Genomic DNA, 24,083 nt, shown 5'->3' with positions numbered 1-24,083 from the left:
CGACAGGGATCACTAGGCTGGGGTTATTACCTAGGGCTTGTGAAAGGACTCCCCCCGTGAGTGTCGATGAGTTGGCTGGTCAGGTTGAGCAGGCGCGGCAGGACTACGAGGCGCTGGTGGCCAAGGGGCTCAAGCTTGATCTGACGCGGGGGAAGCCGTCGCCGAAGCAGCTGGATGCGGCTAATGGCGTGTTGGGGCTGAGTGGTGAGCCGGTGGCCGCGGACGGGACCGATCTGCGGAACTACGGCGGCCTGCACGGGCTGCCGGAGGTGCGGGCGATCTTTGCCGAGGATCTACAGGTGCCGGTGGGTCAGCTCATGGCCGCGGGGAACTCGAGCCTGGAGCTGATGCACGACGCAGTTGTGTTCGCTCTGCTCGGGAAGGTGCCGGGAGCCGAGCAGCGGTGGGCCGACGTCGAGGGGCTCGCGTTCCTGTGCCCGGTGCCGGGGTACGACCGGCACTTCGGGATCTGTGAGCGGTACGGGATCAAGATGATCCCGGTTCCGATGACGCCCGAGGGCCCGGACATGGATGTCGTCGAGCGGCTCGTCGCGGAGGATGCCGCGATCAAGGGCATCTGGTGCGTGCCGAAGTACAGCAACCCGGACGGCACCGTGTACTCCGACGAGACCGTCCGACGGCTCGCCGCGATGGAGACCGCTGCGCCGGACTTCCGGATCTTCTGGGACAACGCGTACGCCGTACATCACCTGACCGACTCCCCCGCGAAGCTCGCCGACGTGCTCGCGCTGTGTGCGGAGAACGGCCACCCGGACCGGGCGTTCGTGTTCGGGTCGAGCTCGAAGATCACGTTCGCCGGGGCCGGCGTCGCGTTCTTCGGGTCGTCGCCGGCGAACATCGAGTGGTGGCTGAGCCACACGATCAAGCGGAGCATCGGGCCGGACAAGATCAACCAGCTCCGGCACGTGCAGTTCCTGCGCAACGCCGACGGGCTGCGCGAGCACATGCGGACGCTGGCCGAGCTGATCCGGCCGAAGTTCGACGCCGTCGACAAGATCCTCACCGCCGAGCTCGGCGGCACCGGACTCGCGTCGTGGAACGCTCCGGCCGGCGGCTATTTCATCAGCCTGGAGGTGCCGGAGGGCTGCGCCAAGGAGGTTGTCGCGAAGGCGAAGGCCGCCGGTATCGCCATCACCCCGGCCGGCGCCACCCACCCGTACGGCGACGACCCGACGGACCAGATCATCCGCATCGCCCCGACGTACCCCGAGCTCCCCGAGGTCGAGGCGGCCATCACCGGCCTCGCCACCTGCGTCCGCCTGGTCGCCGGCGAGAAGCTCCTCGCCGACCAGGCCAGCTGACCCCGCCCCGCCCCTGCCCCTGCCCCTGCCCGGCCACGCCCTTGCCCCGCCGGTGCCCCGCCGGTGCCCCGCCGGTGCCCGGCCCCTGCACGGCCCCGCCCCTGCCCCGCCGGTGCCCTGCCCCGCGCCTGCCCGCGCGATGGGTTATCCCCCTGGCTTGCCCCTTCTCCCCCGTTCAGACCAGGGGAGAACGGGCAACGCCAGGGGATAACCCATGAAACGCGGGTGGGGGTCAGGCCTGGGGGAGGTCGAAGATGAGGCAGGTCGACGTTGCGTGGGCGAGGAGTTTGCCGCGTTCGTCGTACAGGTGGGACTCGGCGACCGCCGTACGACGGCCGCGGCTGATGATCGCGCCCTCGCAGCGGAGGACGCCGGAGTCGACCGTGACGGGCTTGATGAAGCGGGTCATCAGGTCGAGCGAGGTGTAGCCGACGCCGGCCGGCAGGGTCGAGTGGACGGTGCAGCCGGCGGCGGTGTCGAGCAGCGTCGCGATGACGCCGCCGTGCACCGAGCCGAGCGGGTTGTAGTGGAACTCGGCCGCCGGCATGTACACGGTGACCTTGCCCTCCTCGGGCTCGAATCCGGTCGCGCCGACCAGCTGCAGGATCGGCGGCGCCGGGATCAGCCCGTCGCGCATCGCCTGGAGCATCTCCAGCCCCGACGAGCTGCCGACCCGCGCGGCCGTCTCGGCCGGATCCGTCCACGTGAAGGTCCGGCTCCGCGCCGCCTGAGCCTGCTGAGTCTCCGTCATGGATCGAGCCTCACACCACCCATCTGAGTCTGTCAACGAGACCTAGCTCCCATCCAGGGGGCACGACGACGGCAAACGCATAAGACAAAGGGCATTCGGTGAGATGGGGGTGTTTCTTCTCCCGGCGTGGTGGTTAGGCTGCCCTCCGGGGAGGAATGGAAAGTGCGGCAGTTCAATACACCACCTGAGTGGCCTGACCCACCGACGCCGGATTGGCGACCACCACGGAGGTGGCAGCCACCCAAGTCCTGGCCGAAGGCACCGGATCGCTGGGTGTTCTGGGTCGACGAGTACGGCCGGGCCGTTCGCGGGCCGATCGGGCGGTACGGCGGACCACGCCGGATCACGACGGCGATCATGGTCGTCGTACCGACGGCGCTGATGGCACTAGTGCTGCTGAACCCGTTCAGCAGCACCGACTCGGACAACACGGTGCCCAGCCTCGGGCCGACCGCGCCGGTCACGCATGCCCCGATCGAGCACACCGCGAAACCGGCCCGCGCGGCGGTACGGACGCCGACGTACCGGAGTTGCGCCGAGGTCCGCGCCGCCGGCAAGGCACCGCTCCGCCGCGGTGAACCGGGCTACTCGCGGGCACTCGATCCCGACGGCGACGGGGTGGCCTGCGGGCGCGGCAATTCCTGACGGATACCGTCGCTCCACAGCTCCTGCGTCTGGCTGATCCAGAAGGCCGCGAACAGCACGATCAGCGTGCCCTCGATCCACAGCACGGCGTGGTCCCAGCCGAAGAGCTTCTTCCACAGCACCATCAGCAGCGGCACGACCACCATCGCGATCGCGATCACGGAGTACCTGTTGGCCGGCGAATGCGGTACGGCGTGCTTGCGTTGCTTGCGCCGGAACTGCTCCGCGTTCAGCAGCACCACCGCGACGATGCAGACGAACATCACGATCGCTGCCGCGTAGTGCGCGTGCCCGATGAACCCGGACCGGTCGGCGAAGAACCACACCAGCCCGCCGCCGAAGATCAGCACCGCGACGCCCAGCCCGAGCAGGTACATCGGCGTCCAGCGACCCGGGTTCTCGATCCGGTCCCGGACGATGAAGACCGCGGTCAGGATGAGGCACGGTACGCCGACGATGAACAACGCGAGCATGTTGTTCGCAACATTCGCGGCTGCGTCACCGAGCGCCACCGGCACCGAGTGGCACGTGCCCTGTCCCGGCGTCGGCACCAGCGCGACCGCCGGCGCCAGAATGCCGGCCACGTTGAGCAGGATGTCCTCGGGCTCGGTGTTGCCCTTCAACACCACCATGCAGACGCCGATCGTGATCAGCGCGCCGACGAAGATCGCCCGCACCGGCGTGTAGTAGTACGCGCTGATCGACGTCTGCAGGCAGCTCGGATCGGTCTTGGACCACTCGATCACCACCGCAGCGCCGAGCAGGACGATCATCGCCACCATCGCCATCCGCAGGTAGCGGTAGGTCTTGATGGAGTATTCACCAGGCACTGTCATCAGCGGTTCCCCCCTCGCTCACTCGCAGTATGCGCGGTTCACGGCCTGACGACGAGGGGTTGGAACGCGGACCGGATCGTGGCGGCGGTCGGCTTCACGTCCTGCTCCGTGTCGGGGAAACCGATGCCGTTGTACGTCGTGTACGAGATCGTCGCGGGACAGACCGACCCGCTGATCTGCACGTTGCCGGTCCGGATCAGGCGGCCGGTGCGCAGCTCGTACACGCGGACCGGAACCTGGATCTTGTAGAACGTCACCCAGGTGTCGGTCCCACTCGAGCCGATGAAGGGCGTGTACCGGCAGGTGCGCACGGCCGACCCTTGCGTCTCCTCCCCCGCGCAGACGACCAGGGCCGCGTTGTCGGCCGTGGTCCCCTTCCACTGTGACGGCAGCTTGCTCGTGTACTCGCTTGCGCCGGAGAACACCGCCCGGTTGACGCCGCCGCGAACCCGCGGTGCGGGGCTGTACTTCGCGGGCGTCGAGCAGTAACCGCCGGACGAAACGAGACCGCGCACCCGCGCCAGCTCCGCCCGGATCTTTGCCTGCAGGATCTGGTAGTTCGCGTTCTGTACGCCGGCACGCGCCCGGACCGCCTGCTTCGCGTGCGGGTAGCGGGTCACCAGCAGCTGGTACGTGCTGCGCGCGCCGGCCCAGTCGGCTTTGGCCGCCTGTGCGTCGGCGCAGCCGAGCAGCGCGTTCGGCTCGATCTTCGGGACGAGCGCGTTCGGCCGGTCGAGGACGTTGCCGACCGGCTTCCGGGTCCGCAGCCACTCGGTCACCTCGAGACTCGCGCACGAGTCCTTCAGCGGGAACCTGCCCACGAATTGGTCGACCGCCCTGCCCACGGTCTGCTGCTGGTTCGGGTCAGCGGCAACGGCCGACAGCTGGTCGAAGCCCGCCTTCATCCTGGGTACGTCGATCAGCGTCGTGGCGCTCTGCAGCACGTCCGCGGCGGCGTCGATCCGATCGCATGCCGCGACATCGCCCTCGACGCGGACGGTCCGCGGCGCGTCGCCGATCCGGTGCCCCAGGTTGTACTTCGCCTGCGCCGCCCGCACGCCGCCGCAGTCGCCGGCCGCACGCTCCGCGACCGCCTGCTTGTCGATCCGCTGCGCGTCGTACCGGCCGAAGGCGACGCCACCGAGCACCACGAGGGTGACGCCGAGGGCGACCAGCCGCTTGGTGCGACTGGCCGCCTGCAGACGTTGGCTACGGGCCAGGAACCAGCCGTGGACGATCTGGAGCACGCCCCACCCGAGCAGGGCGAACTCGTAGCCGGTCTTCCGTTGAGTGCACAGCAGGACGACGAGGATCGCCGTACCGACGAGACCGAGGATGCCGAAGAGCCGGCGGCGGATCAGAAAATAACCGAGCCCGAGGAACGAAGCGTTGCCTAGGGCAACGGCTAGCGGGTCGTGCGGTCTGAGCTGCTTCGGCGGCGGTCCCGGGTACGGCGTACCTTGCGGGGGCGGAAACTGCTGGTAGCTCATATGCATCGCTCTCGGTCACGGGGCGTCACCCCCAGTGTGACCGGGGCCGCGGGCCGCCGCACCTCGATGACCGGTTCCTGACATCAGAGCCGGATCGACTTCTTGTTCATGAATTCCTCGATGCCGGCCGGGCCGAGCTCGCGGCCGAGGCCGGAGCGTTTGATACCGCCGAACGGGAGGTCGGCCTGGGAGCCGCCCGCACGATTGAGGTAGACCATGCCGGCGTCGATCTGGTTGGCTACACGGCGATTGCGGTCGGCGTCCGTGCCCCAGACCGAGGCGCCGAGACCGAACGGCGTGTCGTTGGCGAGCCGGACCGCGTCGTCCTCGTCGGAGGCCTTGAAGACGATCACGACCGGGCCGAAGATCTCCTCGTAGTACGCGTCCATCTCCGGGGTGACGTCGGTGAGGACGGTCGCTTCGAGGTACGCGCCTGGCGTGATGCGGCGGCCGCCGGCGCGGAGAGTCGCGCCTTGCTCGATCGCCTTGGAAACCTGCGCGGCAACCTCGTCGGCGGCCGCAGTCGAGGCGAGCGGCGGGAGCTTGGTCGACGGGTCCGACGGGTCGCCCGGCACGTAGTACTCCGCGACCCGTTTGGTCAGGCGGTCGACGTACTCGTCGTAGATGTCGGCGAGGACGATCATCCGCTTCGGCGCGTTGCACGACTGGCCGCAGTTCCGCATCCGCGCGGTCGCCGTGGAGTTGACGGTCTCGTCCATGTCGTCGGTGTCGAGGATGACCAGCGGGTCGGAGCCGCCGAGTTCCAGCACGGTCTTCTTGAGGTTCTTGCCGGCCTCGGCCGCGACCGAGATCCCGGCCTGCTCGCTACCGGTCAGCGAGACGCCCGCGATCCGTGCGTCGGCGAGGATCCCGGGGATCTGCCGGCTCGACGCGAACGTGTTCACGTAGACGTCTTCCGGTACGCCGGCCGCGTGCAGGATCTCCTCGATCGCGCGCGCCGACCGCGGGCAGATCGAGGCGTGCTTGAGCAAGATCGTGTTACCGAGCACGAGGTTCGGCGCGACGAAGCGGGCCACCTGGTAGCACGGGAAGTTCCACGGCATGATCCCGAGCAGCGCGCCGATCGGGCCCTTCGTGATGACGGCGTTCCCGCCCTTGATGTCGATCGGCTCGTCCGCGAGCAAGGCCGGCCCGTGCTCCGCGTAGTACCGGAAGATATCGACGACGATGCCGACCTCGCCCCGGCCCTCGTTGATCCGCTTGCCCATCTCCAGCGTCATGATCTGCGCCAGCTCGTCCGCCCGCTCCTCGAATCCCTCGGCCGCCCGCGCCACGATCGCGGCCCGCTCCGGTACGGATCGACGTCGCCAGTCCGGGTACGCGTCGTACACCCGCCCGATCGCGACCCGCACCTCCTCCTCGGTCGAGTTGGCCACTTCCTCCACCAGCTGCCCACTTGCCGGGTCGGTGACTGAGTACATCGCTCCTCCATCCAAAGCCGGGACACCGCTCACCATGATCACCACGGTCACCATACTGTATACAGTGATCCGAGCTGTTGTGGTCAGGCCTCTCGCCAGGCATGCTCATGACTTGTTCGATGTCCCGCCCTTCGTCGATCGGATGCCCGCCCGTGTCTGAGCAACGGAAACTTCGTCGTGTCCTGCGGCTGGTCGCAGTGCTTGCCGCTGTCTCGGTGCCTTCGATGGCGCTCGCCGCACCGAGCGATCCTCCTGACCCCGTGAACGCCTGGCAGTACCCGCACTGGCCGCAGAAGCAGCCGTGGCAGGAGTCGGGGCAGGATCAGCGTGTCGCGAGGACCGTGTCCAACGGTCTGCCGGGTCCGATCGACCCGCAGAACTGGGAGAACCCGGACCACATGACGTGGGACGACTACACCAAACCGCCGGGGACGAACTGGGCCGACCCCGCGGTGAAGGGATCGCAGCGGACCTTCAAGGGGGCGCTCGTACTGCTCGACTACCCGAACCAGGACTTCGTCATCACCAAGCCCAAGGGGTCGACCGTGTTCGGCAACCCGAGCGCGGCGGCGAACGGCGTACCGCCGGATCAGGTCGCGTCGTTCTACCACGACTTCCTGAACAAGCCCGAGCCGCTGAACCACGGGCACACGCTGCACGAGTACTGGATGGAGGACTCCGGCGGCCGGTACGGCGTCGACCTCACCGCGTTCGGCCCGTACCGGATGCCCGGTAAGTCGCACGAGTACGGCATGGAGTTCCAGAGCCCCGCGGAATGCCCGGCCGGCGACAACTGCGAACGCGACATCCGGACAGACGGCAAGGCCGCGTGGGTCGCCGACCAGGGTCCCGAAGTACCGGCCGGCTATGACTTCGTGTTCTTCCTCAGCGCCGGGCAGGACGAATCGTCCACCTGGCAGGAGTTCGGGATGATGAAGTTCCCGACCAAGGAGGACGTCACCGACGACTTCGGTCCGCCGGACCCGGCACTGCCGAACTGGTCCGACACCCGGTACGTCGACTGGACGTCGTGGGCCGCCGGCTCGTCGATCTGGCCGAACGCCGGCGGCGGCTCGTCGACGCAGGCCGAGAGCTCGGGGATGGCGGTCTTCGCGCACGAGTTCAGCCACATCCTCGGGATCGGCGACAACTACAACAACCCGTACGGCGTACCACCGAGACGCGCGTACACCGGCATCTGGGAGATGCTGTCCCGAGGCAGCTTCAACGGCCCGGGCGGTCCACACAGCCGGTGGATGATCCCCGCGACCGGCGGCGCCTCGATGGGCGCGCAACACATGCTGCGCAACAAGATCAAGCTGCAGATGGTCGATGAGCAGAACGTGCTCAGACTCTCCCGCGAAACCCTCGCGTCGTCAGGGGTCGTGATCGCGAACGTCACCGCGCGCAGCGTGAACCCGGGCGCGAAGGACCTGTCCGGTATCAACATCGAGCTCGGCGGCCCCGGTGATCTCGACGCGCCGTGCGACGCTGCGACGGACCCGTTGTGCGACGGTCGCGGGTACCAGAACTACACGGTCGAGGTCGTCGATCGGATGGGCACGGATTCGTTCACGCCCGATTCCGGCGTACTGCTGGCGAAGACGAAGAACCAGGACCGGGCGCCGTTCGAGTGGGTCGTCGACGCGAACCCGCAGGACATCAACCTGACCGACTACGTCCTGCCCGACGGCACCAAGGTCCCGATCACGATCGGCGACTACCGCCAACTGTCGGACGCGCTCTTCCACGCGGGCACGAACTCCGGCAGCGAGTACGAGTACACCGACGCCGCGAACCGGCTGCACTTCTACATCACCAACATCCACCGGGACCGCAAGGGCGTGCTGTCGTACACGGTCGCGGTCCGCTCGCTCGACGGCTCGGGCGCGCAGAAGCGCGGCGTACGCGTCCTGCCCACGGTCGCGAAGCCGGACCGCAGCGGCGTACAGACGTGCAACTTCAGCCTCACGAACACCGGCAAGGCCGGTACGACGTCCGGGCCGGAGGACATCACGCAGTACCTGAAGGGCGACGTCTACCGTCTGTCCGCCAAGGCCAACGGCTGGTCGATCGCCCTGCCCAACGCCCTCGCAACCGCCAACGCCGGCCAGCAGGTCACCGTCCCCGTCTACACCAAGCCCGGCACCGGCCCGATCGGCAAGATCACCCTCACCGCCACCTCCGAAAGCGACCCCACCAAGACCTCAACCGCGACCTGCATCGCCATCAAGCACTGACCGCAACGCGCCGGGCGTCCAACCCAACTGAACGCCCGGCGCCGCATGCAGGTACTCGACCACGCGATCGATCCCCCAGCCGTGTGCTTCGACCAGGCCGGTAGCTATCCAGCGCAGGTACGACGCTGTCGGCGCGGACGGCTCGAGATCGGTGACGGTTCCGTGCGTGACGGTGAACATCGGTACGCCGTCCCGCTCGCCCAGGCGGGCCACTGTTTCGTAGCGGCCCGGGCCCATCGTGTGCAGTGAGTCGACCACGGGCAACAGGCCGGCGAGGTCCACGGCGAACTCGCCGCCCGGCTCGCGGCGCATCTCCTGCGCCGCGACGTCGCCGAGCTGGCCGGGTGTCAGGAGGTAGGCGCGACCGGCGACGATCCCGTCAGCGCTCGCGTCGTAGAAGGCGGAGCCGCCGCCCCACACCTTCGACGTACCGGAGAAGACGAGGCCGCCGGGGACCTCGACGCCGGCGATCTCCTCCGGGTCGGTGTGGTCCCGGCAGCCCGGATACACGCGTGCTCCGCCTTCGGGGCGGCCGCCAGAGAGGTAGCAGCGGAATCGGGCGAGGGCGAGGTTGGATCCGTAGGCGACGTACCAAACTCGCTGCATATAGGCCCTTCAGAGTGGGAGCGGGCGCTCGGCGAAAGCCTTCTCGGCCTCGGCGAGCACGATGCGGGAGGCATCACGGTACCGGCGATCCGCCTCCGCCGGGCTGTCCCCTACCGCGGTCAGTCCGAGCCGGCCGCACTCGGTCAGGCAGCTGATCATGTGGAAGACGATCCCCACCTGCCGCGACTGGTCGAAGTGCAGCCCGTTGCGCGCGACGATGTCGAACAGGTCCGCCGGCCCGAGCCCGGTCAGCAGCTCCGACTCGAGGTGATCCGTCGCGACCAGGTGTTTCTCATGTCCGCTCGGCGTCAGGAACATCGCCGTCCGCGGGTCGTACCGCCCGTCGGTGAGGAACTGCAGCGTGAGGAACGGATGCGTCGTACCGCCCTTGCGCAGGTTCAGTTCGATCGCGTACGCCGTCCAGCCGCCGTCCGCACCGCGCACCACGACGAAGTCGACCGCGAACCGCCCGAGCGCACCCTCGTCCGCCAGCCGCTGCCCGATCGTCGCCGCATGATCGGTGATCATCCGTGCGTACTCCGGGGCCGCGGGGAACACGCAGCCCAGATAGCTCTGCCCGCTCGCGCCGCCGAGCAACTGATCGTGGGTCGACAGCAACTCGACCTTCCCACCGGGGACGACCCGCAGCTGAACACTGGGACTACGCAACTCGTCGCCGACGATCCGCTCCTCGACGATGCCGCCGTTCTCCGCGAACTTCGCGATGTACACGTCGAACGACGTCGTCAGGGACTCCAGTTCCATCTCGCGGAGTCGCTGCAGCACCTCGTCGCGCTCCCCCGGCGCGCCGGGCGTCGGCAGTCCCTTCAGCCGAACCACCGCATTGCCCTCACCGGACACGCCTTCATTCAGCTTCACGATCACGCTGTCCATCGCCGGCCGTTCGGCTCGCATCGTCAGCAGTGCGTCGGCGAGCTCGTCCATACTCCGCAGGTCCTCCTGACCCAGCGGATGCGGTACGCCGACCTCCGCGAACATCCGCCTGCACCCCGACTTCGACCCCAACGGCGCGAGCCGCGGATCGGCGGCGTACATCGGGATGCCGAGACTGATCGCGACATCGCGCTCGAGTTCGGTCGTGTTGTACGGAATCAGATGCGACCGCATCCGGTTCGGGATCAGGTCGGCGATCCGCTGCAGCAGCCGCGGCCGGGCCAGCAGCTTCTCGCTGAGCGACACCGGCGACGCATCATCAACCGAGACCAGCGACAGCCGAGCCCGCGCATGACTCGGAATCACCCCGGGCAGCAACGACAAGTAGTACTCGATAATCTCGGGCGCGATCGGAAGCGAGGTCACATACACCATCCGCAACCGCGGCTCCCGCAACAGAATCAACAAGAACAGAAACCGCTCCTCGTACGCCTGCATCAATGTCCCGGACTCCGACGTCGTCTTGTCTAACGTGAGCGACGGTATGACGATCACGGTCTCGTCGTCGTAGTTCCGCCGCATCGCGTCCCACACCCCGGCCATCCGCCCTTGCAACAGGTCGAACCGCTCGTACCGCTCCCCCTCGGTCAACGCCGACAGTACGGGCTCGTTCTGTTCGGGCCCCGCCCACAGATCGCCGCTCATGACGCGATCCTCGAGTTGTCGAGCCCGCGGATGCTGTACGCGTGCACGGTCCGGCTGAAGCCGCGAACCTCCCGGAGCCCGGCGTCCTCACCCAGGACCCCGTCGCCGGCGGCGCTGAAGACTCGTTCCGTCGCGAGGATCTGCCAGGGCTCGGCGTCCGCACACAACCGCGCCGCGAGGTTGGTCACGCTGCCGATCGCCGCGTAGTCGAGCCGTCCGTCGAAACCGATCGTGCCCAGCGTCGCGTACCCCTGCGCGGCGCCGATGCCCAGGGAGAGATCGTGTCCACGCCGGCTCCAGGCCTCGGCCAGTCCACGGACCCTGGTGCGCATCGCGACGCTCATCCGCAACGCGCGCAGCGGAGCGTCCTCGCACCGGACCGGATCGTTGAAGAACACCATCAGGCCGTCGCCCGCGAACCGCTCCAGCGTCCCCTCGAACCGGAAGATCAGGTCGCCGAGCGCGTGGTGGTACTCCTCCAGCACGCCCATCACTTCCTCGGGCTCGCTGGCCTCCGCGAACGTGGTGAAGCCGCGCAGATCACAGAACACCACGACGATCTCGCGCCGGTGACTGGCCAGGAACGACTCGTCGCCGGAGTCGACGATCAGCTCGGCGAGTTGCGGGCTGAGGAAGCGCCGCAGCCGGCCCATCCGCTGTAGTTGCGAGACCTGATGCTCGACCCTCGACTCCAGTTCCTGGTTCCACCCGGCCAGCTCGGCGGCCTGCCGTTTGATCGTGTCCTGGTAGCGCTTGATCCGCGCGAGCGACGCGACCCTGGCCAGCAGTTCGCTCTGGTTGATCGGCTTGGTGAGGAAGTCGTCGGCTCCGGCCTCGAGCGCCTTCACCTTCTGCTCGTCACCGCTGGCCGTCACCATCACCACCGGCAGGTACGCCGTGTCCACCTGGTCGCGGATGCGCCGGCAGACCTCGTAGCCGTCGATCCCCGGCATCAGGATGTCCAGCAGGACGAGATCGATCTCCTCGGCGCCGATCAGCTCCAGCGCCTGCTCACCCGAGGACGCCGTCACTACGTCGTACCCCCGCGGGCTGAGGATCGCCTCCAGCAACCGCACGTTCGGCGGCTGGTCGTCGACGACCAGAACCCTGGTCCCGTCAGCAGTCATGTCGTCGCACCGCCGAGCTGGAGAAAGTCGCGTACCTGCTGCGGCAGCCGGCGAATGCTGATCGGCTTCTCGACGTACCCGGTGAAGCCCGATGCGAACGCGTCATGCCGGTCGTTGTCCATCGCGAACGCCGTCACCGCCACCACAGGTACGGCGTGCTCGCGCTCGCCGGCCCGGATCCGGCGCAGGGCCTCGGCACCGTCGATACCGGGCAGCTGCAGGTCCATCAGGATCAGGTCGGGATGCTCGGACGCGGCCAGCCGAACCCCGTCCTCACCCGACGTCGCCTCGATCACCTCGTAGCCGGAGAACCGGAGTACGTCCCGGACCAGCTTGAGGTTCTTCGGATTGTCCTCCACCACCAGGATCCGGCCTGGATTCATCGATTCTCCCCCTCGTCATGGGCGAGCGCTCCCACCGCCCGCAAGGCCTGCGGCAACACGTCCCGGCTGACCGGTTTGACCAGGTAGGCGGCCGCGCCGAAGGCCGCGCCACGAGCCCGTTCGTCGACGATCGAGACGATGATGATCGGGATGGCTCGGGTCGCCTCCTCGGCCTTCAGCGCCTGTAGTACCGCCCACCCGTCGATCCCGGGCAGCCGGATGTCCAGCAGCACGGCGGCCGGTCGAACCCGTCGTACTGCGTCGAGCCCGGACTGACCGTCGCCCGCGACGGTCACCCGTACCGCCGGGCCGGACAGGTATGCGGTGATCAGCTCGAGCGACGCTCTGTCGTCCTCGATCACCACGATGTCCGTGACCGCCCGGGCCGGGTCGGCGCGGACCTCGTTCTCCCTGCTGCGCAAGGAGAATCCGAAGGTGCTGCCGACACCGACCTCGCTCTCCAGCCACATCCGCCCGCCGAACAGTTCGACGATCCGCCGCGACAGCGTCAGCCCGAGCCCGGTGCCCTCCTCCCGGGACGGACCGCGGCCGCCCTGCTGGAACGACTCGAAGATCCGCTCCCGGTCCTCCGCGGGGATGCCGCGGCCGGTGTCGGTCACGGTGATGTGGACCTCGGCGCCGGACCGCGTCGCCCGCACGACGACCGAACCGCCGTCGTCGGTGAACTTGACCGCGTTCGTCATCAGGTTCAGTACCACCTGCTTCAGCCGGAGCTCATCGACGTACACCTGGTCGATGCCGGGTCCGACCTCGACCCGCAGGTCCAGGCCGTGGGCGATGGCCCGCTCCCGCAGCATCGCCACGGTGTTGTCGAGCAGCCGCCGCAATGGGAACGTCGTGTACTCCAGCTCCATCCGCCCGGCCTCGACCTTCGACAGGTCGAGAATCTCGTTCAGCAGTTCGAGCAGGTGCTGGCCGGAGCCGTGGATGTCGCGCAGGTACTCCTCCTGCCGCTCGTTCAGGTCCCCGAACATCCGCTCCAGCAGGACCTCGGAGAATCCCAGTACGGCGTTCAGCGGCGTACGCAGCTCGTGCGACATGCTCGCCAGGAACTCGGACTTGTGCCTGCTCGCCACCTCCAGCTCCGCACTCTGCTGCTTGAGCTCGCGATACAGCTGAGCGTTGAGCAGTGCGAGGGTCGACTGATAGGCGAACATCTCCAGCAGCGCGAGGGTCTCGGCCGAGAACTCGCCGGGCCGTTTGCGTCGTACGACGAGTGACCCGACGATCTGGCCCTCCCGCAACAGCGGTACGGCGACGAGCGATCGCCAGCCGGCGTCGTACAGGACGGCCAGGTGCGGATCAAGCTCGACCTCGCCGAGATCGGCGATCGCCAGCGGCCGGCCGAGTTTGGCGGCGCGACCGACCAGCGTCTCGTCGAGATGGATCCGGGTCGTGCGCAGCTGTTCGATCACGCTCGGGTCGGTCCGGTACACGCTGCGGACCAGGAAGCACTGCTGGTCCTCGTCGTACTCCATGATCGAGCCGCCGTCGGTCGCCGAGATCCGGACGGCATGCTTGGCGACGGTCGAGAGCACGTTGGAGACGTCGAGACTCGAGTTCACCGCCTCGCCGACCTCGCGCAGCGCCTCCAGCTCACCGAGCCGGCGGGCCAGCTCGGCGCCGCGCGCCTCGAGCTGCTGCACCAGTTTCACGCTGTTCACCGCCATCGCGGCCTGGCCGGCGAACGCGGTGACGAGGTCCTGCTCACCCTGCCCGAACGGATTGACCTCGTTGCGCCAGACCGCGAGTGCTCCGACAACCTCGTCGTCGATGAGCATCGGCGCACCCATCGTGGTCCGGAAACCGGCGATCTGCTGCAGCTCCTGACGGCTGTAATCGGGGTCCGCGAGGACGTCCGCGATCTGCTGGGTCGTGCGATCGAGACCGACCCGCCCGACCAGCGAGCCGCGATCGACCGCGATGAGGTGTTCCTCCAGGTACCGGATCGCCTCGGCCGACATACCGACCGCCTTGATCAGCCGGTAGCGCCCGCTCTCGAGCAGATACAGCTGCGCGGCCTGGGAGCGGCACAGGCGGCAGGCGCTCTCGACGATCGTCGTCAGGACGGCATCCGGATCGCCGGCCGAGCGGCCGACCGCGGACAGGACCTCGTTGGCCGCTGCGAACTGTTCGCGCAGCGCCGTCAGCTCCGCCTGAAGCTGTTCCATCCTGGTTTCCCTGGCGCCGAACAGCGCCCGCCCGCCCATCGCAGCCTCCCCCAATCCCCCAGGCCGCGCTAGTCCAGTCTCCCGCCGATCGTCGCCGTGAGCAATCGGGGCAGAGTTCATCTTCCATCGTTTAAACGTTCAGATTAGGGTGCCTCCGTCGCAGTGCTGGTGTTTCAGACTCCATCCGCCCCACCGCCTGTCAGGAGACTTGCATGCCAGACATCAATCGCCGGAGGTTCCTCCAACTGGCCGGAGCCTCGGCCGCGTTCGCCGCGATGGCGAACAGTATCGAGCAGGCGGCCGCCATCCCGGCGCATCGCCGGTTCGGCACCATCCAGGACGTCGAGCACATCGTCGTACTCATGCAGGAGAACCGGTCGTTCGACCACTACTTCGGCACGCTCAACGGTGTCCGCGGGTTCGGTGACCCGCGGCCGGTGACGCTGCCGAGCGGTCAGCCGGTGTGGCACCAGAAGAATGCCCTCGGCAAGGAGATCCTGCCGTTCCACCCCGACGCCGACGACCTGGGCATGCAGTTCATCCAGGACCTCGCCCACAGCTGGGGTGACGCGCACCAGGCCGTGAACGGCGGCAAGTACGACCAGTGGATCCCGGCGAAGACGTCGACCACGATGGCGTACCTGACCCGCGAGGACATCCCGTTCCACTACGCGCTCGCCGACAAGTTCACGCTGTGCGACGCGTACCACTGCTCGTTCATGGGCTCCACCGACCCGAACCGGTACTACATGTGGACCGGCTACACCGGGAACGACGGCACCGGCGGCGGCCCGGTCCTCGGCAACGACGAGGCCGGCTACGGCTGGACGACGTACCCTGAGCGGCTCGAGCAGGCCGGTGTCTCGTGGAAGATCTACCAGGACATCGGCGACGGCCTCGACGCGGCCGGCGGCTGGGGCTGGATCGACGACGCGTACCGCGGGAACTACGGCGACAACTCGCTGCTGTACTTCAACAACTACCGCAACGCCGCGGCCGGGAACCCCTTGTACGACAAGGCTCGCACCGGCACGAACGCGAAGGCCGGCGAGAGCCTGTTCGCGCGGCTCGCCGCCGACGTGAAGAACAACCAGCTGCCGAAGATCTCCTGGATCGCAGCGCCGGAGGCGTTCACCGAGCACCCGAACTGGCCGGCCAACTACGGCGCCTGGTACATCTCGCAGGTCCTCGACGCGCTCACCGCGAACCCCGAGGTCTGGAGCAAGACCGCGCTGTTCATCACCTACGACGAGAACGACGGCTTCTTCGACCATGTCGTACCGCCGTTCCCGCCGCTCGACGCGAACCAGGGCCTGTCCACGGTCGATCCGGGACCGGACCTGTACACCGGTACGAAGGCCGCCCACGGAGCGTACGGTCTGGGTCAGCGGGTGCCGATGCTCGTCGTCTCACCGTGGAGCACCGGTGGGTACACCTGCTCGCAGACGCTCGACCACACGTCGATCATCCGGTTCATGGAGTCGCGGTTCGGCGTCCACGAGCCGAACATCTCGCCGTGGCGCCGCGCGGTCTGCGGCGACCTGACGTCCGCGTTCGACTTCGGTACGACGGCCACGCGGCCGGCCAAGCTTCCCGACACGACCGCGTACCAGCCGCCGGACAACAAGCGGCACCCGGACTACGTGCCGACGCCGCCCGCGGTCGGCAAGGTCCCGGTGCAGGAGCGCGGCTGCCGCCGTACCCGGCCGTTGCCCTACGCACCGGTCGTCGACGGAGCCGTAGCCGACAGCAAGTACAAGCTGACCTTCAGCTCCGGGCCGGATGCCGGCGCGCAGTTCCTGATCACGTCCGCGAACCGCACCGACGGCCCGTGGACGTACACCGCCGAGGCCGGTAAGACCGTCTCCGACAGCTGGAACCCGGTCTACTCCGGCGGCGTCACCGACCTCACCGTGCACGGCCCGAACGGCTTCCTCCGCACCTTCAAGGGCAAGCCCGCGACCGGCCTGGAGATCACCGCCCGCGAGAACGCCGGCACCGGCAACGTCGACCTCACCATTACCTCCGACGCCGCCCGCAAGGTCACGATCGCCAACGCGTACGACGGCAAGAAGAAGACGCTCAGCGTTCGCAAGGGCAAGACCACCTACACGGTCACCACCACGAGCCGGTGGTACGACGTCTCGGTCACCACCGACGCCGACACGACCTACCTCCGCCGCTACGCCGGCCACGTCGAAACCGGCGCCCCCGGCCAGAGCGACCCCGCCATCAAGACCGCCTGAGGAAGGACCCTCCACCAGACTCCTCCGTACTGCGATGCAACCATCTTCGGCCTGGTAGGCGTGTTTAACCCGGGAATCGAGGATGGGAGAGCAGATGAGCGATCGGGACGCCGAGTTCGAGGCGTACTTCGCGGCACGTTCCGATGCCATGCGCGGCACGGCCTACCTGCTCTGCGGGGACTGGCATCGCGCGGAGGACCTGGTCCAGCAGACGTTCACGAAGATCTACCTGGCCTGGCCCCGGATTCAGCGGCACGGGGCGATGGACGGCTACACCAGGCAGACACTCATCCGCACATTCCTGTCCGAGCGGCGCCGAGGGTGGTTCCGGCACGAGTCGGTCGGGTCCGAGCAGGCCGACCGGGCCGTGCCGTCACCCGACCACGCCGACGAACGGCTCCTGTTGCTGGAGGCACTCGTGAAGGTGCCGCCGAGGCAACGCGCCGTGCTGGTCCTGCGGTACTGGGAGGACCAGTCGGTCGAGCAGACGGCCGCGCTGCTCGACTGCTCGGCCGGAACGGTCAAGAGCCAGGCCGCGCGCGGGCTGGCGACGCTGCGGGGGTTGCTTGAACAGGAGAAAGTTCGATGAACGAAGAGGATCTCAACGAGGCATTCCACGACGTGATCGTGCGCAGCCGTCCGCCGGAGTCGATGGATCCTGGGCGCGCGCTCGAGCGGGCCCGCCGGGCGCGCAAGCGGCGCCAGGTGAGATGGGCCGGGGCCGCCGTCGCGGCGCTGGTGGTCGCCGCCGGGGCCGGTCCCGTGCTGATCGCGAACTACACCGGTAACCGGTCGGAGGCTCCGCTGGTTGCAGGCGACACGGGCACGACCCCGTCAGCCTCCACCCCGACGCCGGTGCCCACGCCGACAGTCGTCGGCACCGTGGCGCCGAAGACGCGGAAGTCCAATGATCCGTGGCCGGAGGGCCAGGTGGACCGGACGGCGACCGTAGGCCCTCGCGCAGACCGGGCCGTGACATTGATGAACAATCTGAGCTCGTCGGTGCCGGCGGGGTTCAGCACGCCGAGCCTGAAGTTCCCGGATGGCCGCTCGATGAGATGGCCGCAGGCCCAGTACGCGTCCAACGACGGCGAGCCGGACTATTGGGAGTACATGGCCACCATCCCCGTACAGAAGGGCGACCGGGCCGGGAAGCTGCTGGTGCAGTCGACCACGCCCGACGGGAAACCGGCGACGGACCCCTGCACGCTCGCCCGGAAGTTCTGGGGCGGTACCGGTGCCTGCACCGTGACCGACGTCAGCGGCAAGAAGGTCGGCGTACTGACGACCAACGGGCATGGCAGCTTCGACCAGTGGGCCGCCTACCGGTACGACGACGGCACCGTCGTCTATCTCGCGCAGGCCAAGAAGATCGACGACTCGGGGCGATCGCCGCTGACCCAACCGGTGTTCACCAACCGCCAGTTGGCCGAGCTCGCGACGTCGGCGAAGTTCAAGATCAGCGCCTGATCCAGGCCGCGGGGGCTAGATGATCGGCGCCTCCGGCTTGGTGGCGTCGACGGGGGTGTTGTCGTCCAGGCGTTCGAGTTCGTCGACCTGGATGCGAGTGGTCCAGCGCTGGTCGGGGTCGGGCGACGGGATCGAGTCGAGCAGGAGCTTCGTGTACGGGTGGGTCGGCTCGTGCATGACCGTTGCGACCGGGCCGCGTTCGACGATCTGCCCCTTGGTGATGACCATGACCTCGCCGCCCAGGTAGTACACCGTTGACAGGTCGTGGGTGATGAACAGCGTGGTCATGCCGTGTTCACGCTGGAAGTCGAGCAGGATGTCCAGGAAGTGCCTGCGAACCTGGGCATCCAGCATCGACACCGGCTCGTCGGCGATGATGAACGACGGGCGGAGCATATGGACCCGGGCCAGCATGATGCGCTGGCGCTGCCCGCCGGACAGCTGGTGCGGATACCGTCCGAGCACGTTCTCCGGCTCCAGCCGGACCGCCTGCAGCGACTCCTCGATGAGCTGCAGGCCCTTCGCCCGCGTGTCGGCCAGCTTGAACTTCTTGACCGCCTTCCAGAGCACGCGATCCACCCGGTAGAACGGGTTGAAGATCGCGTACGGGTCCTGGAAGACCGGTTGCACGTCGCGCCGGTAGGCGTCGTACTCCGATCGGCTCAGCTTGAAGATGTCCTTGCCGCCGTAGAGCACCGAGCCGGCTGTCGGCTTCTGCAGGCCGAGCACGTTCCGCGCGATCGTGCTCTTCCCGCTGCCGCTCTGTCCGACCAGACTGACGATCTGCGGTGGCGACGCGAGCAGGCTGAAGCTCACGTCGTCGACCGCGGTCACGTAGCCGTCGGCGACCCCACGGGCGTGGAATCGTTGCTGTACGCCACGAAGTTCGAGCTCGGACTTCATGATGCCCTCCGTCCTAGCTTCGGGATGGATTCGATCAGCTGCCGGGTGTAGGGATCCCGCGGATCCTTGAACACCTGGCGTACGTCGCCGACCTCGACCAGCCTGCCCTCATACATCACGGCGACCCGGTCGGCCAGCTGCGCGTGCACACCCATGTCGTGCGAGATGACCATCAGCGTCACGCCGAAGTCGGTGCGCAGATCCGCGAGCGACTGCAGGATCACCCGCTGGATCGTCACGTCCAGCGCGGTGGTCGGCTCGTCCGCGATCACCAGGTCGGGTTCGAGTGCGACCGCGATCGCCATCAGCACCCGCTGCTTCATCCCGCCGGACAGCTCGTGCGGGTACATCCGGCCCACCCGCGGTTCGAGACCGACCTGGCCGAGCAGCCGCGGAATCAGTTCGCCGAGCGAGTCCTTCCGCGCCGGGGCGTGCTCGAGGATCACGTCCTTGAACTGCTCCTCCACCCGCATCACCGGGTTGAGCGAGCTCATCGAACCCTGCGGGAGATACGAGAGCGCGCTCCAGCGCAGTACCCGCAGCTCTTCGCCCTGCACCTTGAGCAGGTCGACCGGCGATCGACCGGCCGGGTGGAACATCACCGAGCCGCCGTTCACCTTGCCCGGCGCCTTGAGGAGCCGCAGCAGCGCAACCGCGAGGGTGCTCTTGCCGCTGCCCGACTCCCCCGCGATCCCGAGGATCTCACCGCGGCGTACGTCGAGGTCGATCCCGCGGACGGCCTTCACGTCGCCGCGGTTGGTGGAGTAGACGACTTCGAGGCCCTTGACCTCCAGGACATTGCCAGGGACGTTATTCACCGGCCACTCCCCTCAGTCGCGGGTTGTAGACCTCTTCGAGGCCGATGTTCACCATGTTCAGCGCCGCGAACAGCAACGTCAGTAGGGCGATCGGTACGACGAACATCGGCCAGGCGCCCAGCGTCAGCGCGCCGGTGCCGATCGCGTTGAAGATGATCTGGCCGAGGTCGATCACGCCGCCCGGCCCGAGGCCGATGATCTCCAGGCCGACCAGGCCGAAGATCGCGCCCAGCGCCGACGACGCGAAACCGACGCCGATGAACGGCAGCAGGTTCGGCAGCAGCTCGGTGACGATGATCTCGATGTCGCGCGCCTTGCTGACCCGCGCCAGATCGACGTACGGCCGCGTTCTCAGCGAGAGCACCTGCGAGCGGATCGTCTTCGCCGCGAACGGCCAGGAGAAGATCGAGATCATCACGCCGACCTGGAACAGGCTCACGTTCTTCGCGTACGCCGACAGCGCGATCAGCAACGGGAACGTGGGGATGACCAACAAGATGCCGGTGAACGTCGAGAGCACGTTGTCGATCCAGCCGCCCTTGTACCCGGCGACGAACGCGACGATGACGCCGGCGACGGTCGAGATCACGCCGGCGATCGCGCCGATCTGCAGCGAGACCGACAATGCCTTCACCACCATCGCCAACACGTCCCGGCCGAATTGGTCGGTACCGAGCAGGTGTTGCGGGCTGGGCACTTGCCACTTGTCGTACGCCGCCAGCTCGATCGGGTCCTGTCCGCCGCCGATCGCCTTCACGATCAACGGGCTGAACAGCGCGACGAGGATGAGCACCGCCAGGACGATCAGCCCGGTCGCCAGGCGCCGGCTGTTGCGGATCGTCCGCAGTACCGCGGTCAGAAGTCTCATCGTCATCACTTCCAGTACTTGACCCGCGGGTCAAGCAGCGGGAGCAGGAGGTCGAGGAGCAGGACGGCGGTCAGCACCGAGAAGATCGCGATATCGGTGACGCCGAGGATCGTGTTGAAGTCGAGCTGCTGGATCGCGGTGACCAGCGTGGTGCCGAGCCCCGGATAGTTGAACAGCTGCTCGACCAGCACGTTGCCGTTGAAGATGAAGCCCAGCGAGATGCCGAACGCGGTGATCTGCGGCAGGTAGCAGTTCCGCAGCGCGTACCGGGTCAGGATCCGCGAGTTCTTCAGTCCCTTGGCCTCGGCGTACACCAGGTAGTCCTCGCCGAGAATGGGGATCATCAGCATCCGGGTCGACAGGATCCAGCTGAACGTTCCGATGATCACGATCGACAGACCGGGCAGCAACCCGTACTTCAGCACGCTGCCGATGAAGGCGAAACTGATGCCGGGATTGATGTTGGAGTCGTACGCCGATCTCGCAGGCAACAGTCCCATCGAGTACGCGAAGACGTACACCAGGATCAGCGCGACGAAGAAGTACGGCACGTGCGACAGCGCGATCGACAGGTTGGTGGCGATCGCGGAGCCCAGCTTGCCGCGCCGCCAGCCGGCGATCGCGCCGATGATGACACCGAAGATCCAGGCCATCACGGCCGAGATCCCGAGCAGACCGATTGTCCAGGGCAACGACCGCAGGATCACCGTCTGGGCCGGCGTCGGGTAGTTGATCAGGCTCGGCCCGAGGTCGCCGTGCAGGATCAGCTTCTGCATGTACACCAGGTACTGCGTCAGCAGGTTCCCGTCCAGGCCGAACTCGTGCCGGTAGCGGGCAATGAGCTCGGTGCTCGCCTGTGCGTTGTACACATAGTTCTGCTGCAGAGTCTGGATCAAGGTCTGGACCGGATCGCCGGGCATCAGCCGGAAGAAGAAGAACGCGATCGTCAGCGCTCCCCACAGTTCCACCAGGTAGAGGCCGAACCTGCGGATGGCATACGCCGCCAGCGGATGCCGGGACAGCCAGGCCCGCACCCCCGTCCGGGGTGCGGAGTCCTGGCTCTTGTCAACGGCTACCGCGGGCGGGGCTTCCGCCGTCACGCCGGTCCCTTCTGCCCGGTGGCGCTGATCTTGCCGAGCACGAAGATGAAGTGCGGCCACCAGTTCAGCGGCACCTCGTACACGTTGTCGTCCGTCGGCCAGTCCTTCCAGAAGGCCGTGTTGAAGTACGACGGATAGCCGGTCTGGATCGAGGCGAGCAACGGCAGCTGCTGGAAGTAGATCTCCAGCGCCTTGTCGAGCAGCGGCTTGGCCTCCGGCGAATCCGGGTTGAGCTGGCCCAGCTGATCGACGATCTTGTCGAAGTCGGGATTGCGGAACCGCATCTTGTTCTTGCCGGCCGAGTTCTTGCCGATCGGCTGGTACTTGTCGCTGGTCCAGTCGGTGTAGAGCTGCACCGGGTCGATCGCGAAGCCGGCCCAGTTGGAGTCGATGTCGTACTGGCCACGCTGGAACTTGTCGTCGTGGACGCTGCCGGCCAGGCTGCGCAGCGTGGAGGGGACGCCGACCTTGGCGAGCGCGGTCTTCAGCACGTTGGCGATCGCGTACTCGCCGCCGTCGACCGGCGAGACCGTGATGATCTCGAGGTTGATCTCCTTGCCCTTGTACGTCCGCTTGCCGGCGCCGTTCTTCGGCGCGATCTCGTCCAGCAGCTGACTCGCCTTGTCGGTGTTGAACTCGAACTTGTACTTGTTCGCGAGCTCGTCGTTCTTCCACTTGTCGTTGGTCGGGTAGTCCGCCCACGGGTACTGGGCAGGAGGGACCTTGACCGGCCAGATCGAGTTGCCGATCTTCTCCCGGTCGATGCAGTAGTTGATCGCCCAGCGCATCTTCGGCTCCGACATCACGCCCCGCGCCGGGTCGCAGTTCAGCCAGAAAACCCGTGGGTTCGGGTCATGGAACTGTGTCGTCACGAGGTTCGGGTAGCCGGTGTTGCGCAGCTGCTTGGCGTGCGGCTCGTCGACGGAGCCGACGTCGAACTCTGCGCGCTCGAAGGCCAGGGACGCCTGGTCGAGCTGCTTCGACGTGCTCTGGTAGACCGCATACTGCGGTTTGACGTCGAGCTTGTCCTTGTTCCAGTAGTTCGGGTCCTTCTCCCAGACGAACATCTTCTGGTTCCGGATCGCCTGCTTCAGCTTGTACGGGCCGCTGCCGACCGGTGGGTTGTTCTTGTACTTCGTCGGGTCCTGCGACTTCCAGATGTGCTCCGGCATGATGTTGTTCGGGGCACCGGCGATCGCGGCGATGAAGTTGTAGTGGAAGCGCGGGGCCGGCTTCAGGAAGGTGACCACCGCGGTGTGCGGGTCGGGAACATCGACGGTCTTGACGAACTCCTTCAGGTCACCACCACCGCCGAAGAGGTCCGGACGGTCCTTCAGCAGCATCACGGTGAACTTGAAGTCGTTCGCACCCAGCGGCTGACCGTCGTTCCAGTGGGCCTTCGGATCGAACTTCAGGGTCAGCTCTGTGAAAGCGTCGTTGTACTTGTACTCCGTCGCCAACCACGGCGTGAGCTTGCCGGTGGCGAAGCTGAGGAAGAACAACGGCTCGGTGCTCAGCTCCACGCCGGCGCCCGAGGGCGAGCCGTTCGGGATCATGCCGTTGAAGCTGTCGAAGACGGTGTACTCGACCTGGCCGACGATCACCGACTGGTCCCGTGGGACCGGGATGTTGGCCTTGCCGATCTGGATCGACTTGGTCGCGACCGGCTTGTTGTTGTTGGCGGGCTTGTCGGAGTACGAGCCACCACCGGAGCAGGCCGCGAGGAAGGCGGTCATCGCCGCTGCAGCGCCTCCGCCGATCATGCTTCGCCGACTCAGCTGATAGCGGACGACATCTTGGACGTCTTCGAACTGTGGGCGCGGTGCTTCGTTCATGACGAAAGTCACCTCCGTTTCCGTTGCGCGGACGAGCTGTTCACCGACCGAGAGGTGCCACGGACTATAAGTAGCGTTGACAACGTTGGCAAGAGTTCGTTGCCACGTTGGAAAAATGAAGTCATATCCGCAGATCAGTCGATATACCAACCTCTGACAACGTTGGTTCGCTCTGAGTGACGCCCGGAGGCGGAAACGCTTCCAACGGCG

General features: G+C 67.2%; 20 protein-coding genes. 6 read left to right on the top strand and 14 right to left on the bottom strand.

The annotated features are described in order from the left end of the window. Positions 1-56 precede the first annotated feature (56 nt). Positions 57-1,322: an aspartate aminotransferase type Ic gene (locus EV645_RS29850; RefSeq protein ID WP_130447390.1), complete on the top strand. Its 1,266-nt coding sequence runs from the start codon at positions 57-59 to the stop codon at positions 1,320-1,322. A 232-nt stretch (positions 1,323-1,554) separates the two neighbouring features. On the opposite strand, the gene EV645_RS29845 is transcribed toward EV645_RS29850, so the two are convergent. Next, positions 1,555-2,073, bottom strand: coding sequence for a PaaI family thioesterase (locus EV645_RS29845; protein WP_130447389.1), 519 nt, complete (start codon positions 2,071-2,073; stop codon positions 1,555-1,557). Positions 2,074-2,346: 273 nt separating this feature from the next. Between EV645_RS29845 and EV645_RS29840 the strand changes: the two genes are divergently transcribed. Further along, positions 2,347-2,718 (top strand): excalibur calcium-binding domain-containing protein, encoded by a 372-nt coding sequence (locus EV645_RS29840; RefSeq protein ID WP_242000752.1) that lies wholly within the window; start codon positions 2,347-2,349, stop codon positions 2,716-2,718. Here EV645_RS29840 and EV645_RS29835 read toward each other — a convergent pair. The 3 genes from EV645_RS29835 to EV645_RS29825 form a co-directional block, all read right to left on the bottom strand. Continuing rightward, the gene (locus EV645_RS29835; RefSeq protein ID WP_130447388.1) at positions 2,658-3,554 is read right to left on the bottom strand and encodes a hypothetical protein; all 897 of its coding nucleotides are present in this window, start codon (positions 3,552-3,554) and stop codon (positions 2,658-2,660) included. The two genes, EV645_RS29840 and EV645_RS29835, sit on opposite strands and share 61 nt — an antisense overlap. A gap of 38 nt (positions 3,555-3,592) precedes the next feature. Further along, a complete protein-coding gene (locus tag EV645_RS29830) occupies positions 3,593-5,044 on the bottom strand; it encodes a tol-pal system YbgF family protein (RefSeq protein ID WP_130447387.1) in 1,452 nt (483 codons plus the stop codon). 83 nt (positions 5,045-5,127) lie between these two features. Then, positions 5,128-6,486 carry an NAD-dependent succinate-semialdehyde dehydrogenase gene (locus EV645_RS29825; RefSeq protein ID WP_130447386.1) on the bottom strand — a complete coding sequence of 453 codons (1,359 nt, stop codon included), beginning with the start codon at positions 6,484-6,486 and terminating at the stop codon, positions 5,128-5,130. A gap of 152 nt (positions 6,487-6,638) precedes the next feature. Between EV645_RS29825 and EV645_RS29820 the strand changes: the two genes are divergently transcribed. Then, positions 6,639-8,726, top strand: a complete 2,088-nt coding sequence (locus tag EV645_RS29820) for a M6 family metalloprotease domain-containing protein (protein WP_242000751.1) — start codon at positions 6,639-6,641, stop codon at positions 8,724-8,726. Here the strand turns inward: EV645_RS29820 and EV645_RS29815 are convergent. The 5 genes from EV645_RS29815 to EV645_RS29795 are packed head-to-tail and all read right to left on the bottom strand — an operon-like array spanning position 8,694 to position 14,633. Continuing rightward, a complete protein-coding gene (locus tag EV645_RS29815) occupies positions 8,694-9,332 on the bottom strand; it encodes a histone deacetylase (RefSeq protein ID WP_130447384.1) in 639 nt (212 codons plus the stop codon). The two genes, EV645_RS29820 and EV645_RS29815, sit on opposite strands and share 33 nt — an antisense overlap. 9 nt (positions 9,333-9,341) lie before the next feature. Next, positions 9,342-10,931, bottom strand: a complete 1,590-nt coding sequence (locus tag EV645_RS29810) for a peptide ligase PGM1-related protein (RefSeq protein ID WP_130447383.1) — start codon at positions 10,929-10,931, stop codon at positions 9,342-9,344. Further along, positions 10,928-12,058 carry an adenylate/guanylate cyclase domain-containing response regulator gene (locus EV645_RS29805; RefSeq protein ID WP_130447382.1) on the bottom strand — a complete coding sequence of 377 codons (1,131 nt, stop codon included), beginning with the start codon at positions 12,056-12,058 and terminating at the stop codon, positions 10,928-10,930. The genes EV645_RS29810 and EV645_RS29805 overlap by 4 nt, the downstream gene beginning before the upstream one ends. Continuing rightward, positions 12,055-12,441 carry a response regulator gene (locus EV645_RS29800; RefSeq protein ID WP_130447381.1) on the bottom strand — a complete coding sequence of 129 codons (387 nt, stop codon included), beginning with the start codon at positions 12,439-12,441 and terminating at the stop codon, positions 12,055-12,057. The genes EV645_RS29805 and EV645_RS29800 overlap by 4 nt, the downstream gene beginning before the upstream one ends. Next, complete coding sequence (locus EV645_RS29795; RefSeq protein WP_198681941.1) at positions 12,438-14,633, bottom strand: hybrid sensor histidine kinase/response regulator; 2,196 nt, start codon at positions 14,631-14,633, stop codon at positions 12,438-12,440. Before EV645_RS29795 ends, EV645_RS29800 begins: the two co-directional genes overlap by 4 nt. A gap of 212 nt (positions 14,634-14,845) precedes the next feature. Here EV645_RS29795 and EV645_RS29790 point away from each other — a divergent pair, with 212 nt between their 5' ends. The 3 genes from EV645_RS29790 (at position 14,846) to EV645_RS29780 (ending at position 18,349) form a co-directional block, all read left to right on the top strand. Next, the gene (locus EV645_RS29790; RefSeq protein ID WP_130447379.1) at positions 14,846-16,879 is read left to right on the top strand and encodes a phosphocholine-specific phospholipase C; all 2,034 of its coding nucleotides are present in this window, start codon (positions 14,846-14,848) and stop codon (positions 16,877-16,879) included. A 94-nt stretch (positions 16,880-16,973) separates the two neighbouring features. Then, the gene (locus tag EV645_RS29785) at positions 16,974-17,468 is read left to right on the top strand and encodes a SigE family RNA polymerase sigma factor (RefSeq protein WP_130447378.1); all 495 of its coding nucleotides are present in this window, start codon (positions 16,974-16,976) and stop codon (positions 17,466-17,468) included. After that, the gene (locus EV645_RS29780) at positions 17,465-18,349 is read left to right on the top strand and encodes a hypothetical protein (RefSeq protein ID WP_130447377.1); all 885 of its coding nucleotides are present in this window, start codon (positions 17,465-17,467) and stop codon (positions 18,347-18,349) included. The genes EV645_RS29785 and EV645_RS29780 overlap by 4 nt, the downstream gene beginning before the upstream one ends. Before the next feature lie 15 nt (positions 18,350-18,364). Here EV645_RS29780 and EV645_RS29775 read toward each other — a convergent pair whose 3' ends face one another. Genes EV645_RS29775 through EV645_RS29755 form a run of 5 tightly spaced genes read right to left on the bottom strand, consistent with a single transcriptional unit; the run spans position 18,365 to position 23,873 of the window. Then, a complete protein-coding gene (locus EV645_RS29775) occupies positions 18,365-19,252 on the bottom strand; it encodes an ABC transporter ATP-binding protein (protein ID WP_130447376.1) in 888 nt (295 codons plus the stop codon). Continuing rightward, positions 19,249-20,070: an ABC transporter ATP-binding protein gene (locus EV645_RS29770; RefSeq protein ID WP_130447375.1), complete on the bottom strand. Its 822-nt coding sequence runs from the start codon at positions 20,068-20,070 to the stop codon at positions 19,249-19,251. The genes EV645_RS29775 and EV645_RS29770 overlap by 4 nt, the downstream gene beginning before the upstream one ends. Continuing rightward, positions 20,063-20,938, bottom strand: a complete 876-nt coding sequence (locus tag EV645_RS29765) for an ABC transporter permease (RefSeq protein ID WP_242000750.1) — start codon at positions 20,936-20,938, stop codon at positions 20,063-20,065. The genes EV645_RS29770 and EV645_RS29765 overlap by 8 nt, the downstream gene beginning before the upstream one ends. Before the next feature lie 5 nt (positions 20,939-20,943). Continuing rightward, positions 20,944-22,038 carry an ABC transporter permease gene (locus tag EV645_RS29760; protein WP_130447373.1) on the bottom strand — a complete coding sequence of 365 codons (1,095 nt, stop codon included), beginning with the start codon at positions 22,036-22,038 and terminating at the stop codon, positions 20,944-20,946. Beyond that, positions 22,035-23,873: an ABC transporter substrate-binding protein gene (locus EV645_RS29755; RefSeq protein WP_130447372.1), complete on the bottom strand. Its 1,839-nt coding sequence runs from the start codon at positions 23,871-23,873 to the stop codon at positions 22,035-22,037. The genes EV645_RS29760 and EV645_RS29755 overlap by 4 nt, the downstream gene beginning before the upstream one ends. Positions 23,874-24,083: the final 210 nt, after the last annotated feature.

This window comes from Kribbella rubisoli (assembly GCF_004217145.1).
GTDB lineage: Bacteria > Actinomycetota > Actinomycetes > Propionibacteriales > Kribbellaceae > Kribbella > Kribbella rubisoli.
The sequence above is the reverse complement of the archived record's forward strand: the minus strand, read 5'-3'. Positions and strand labels throughout refer to the sequence as shown.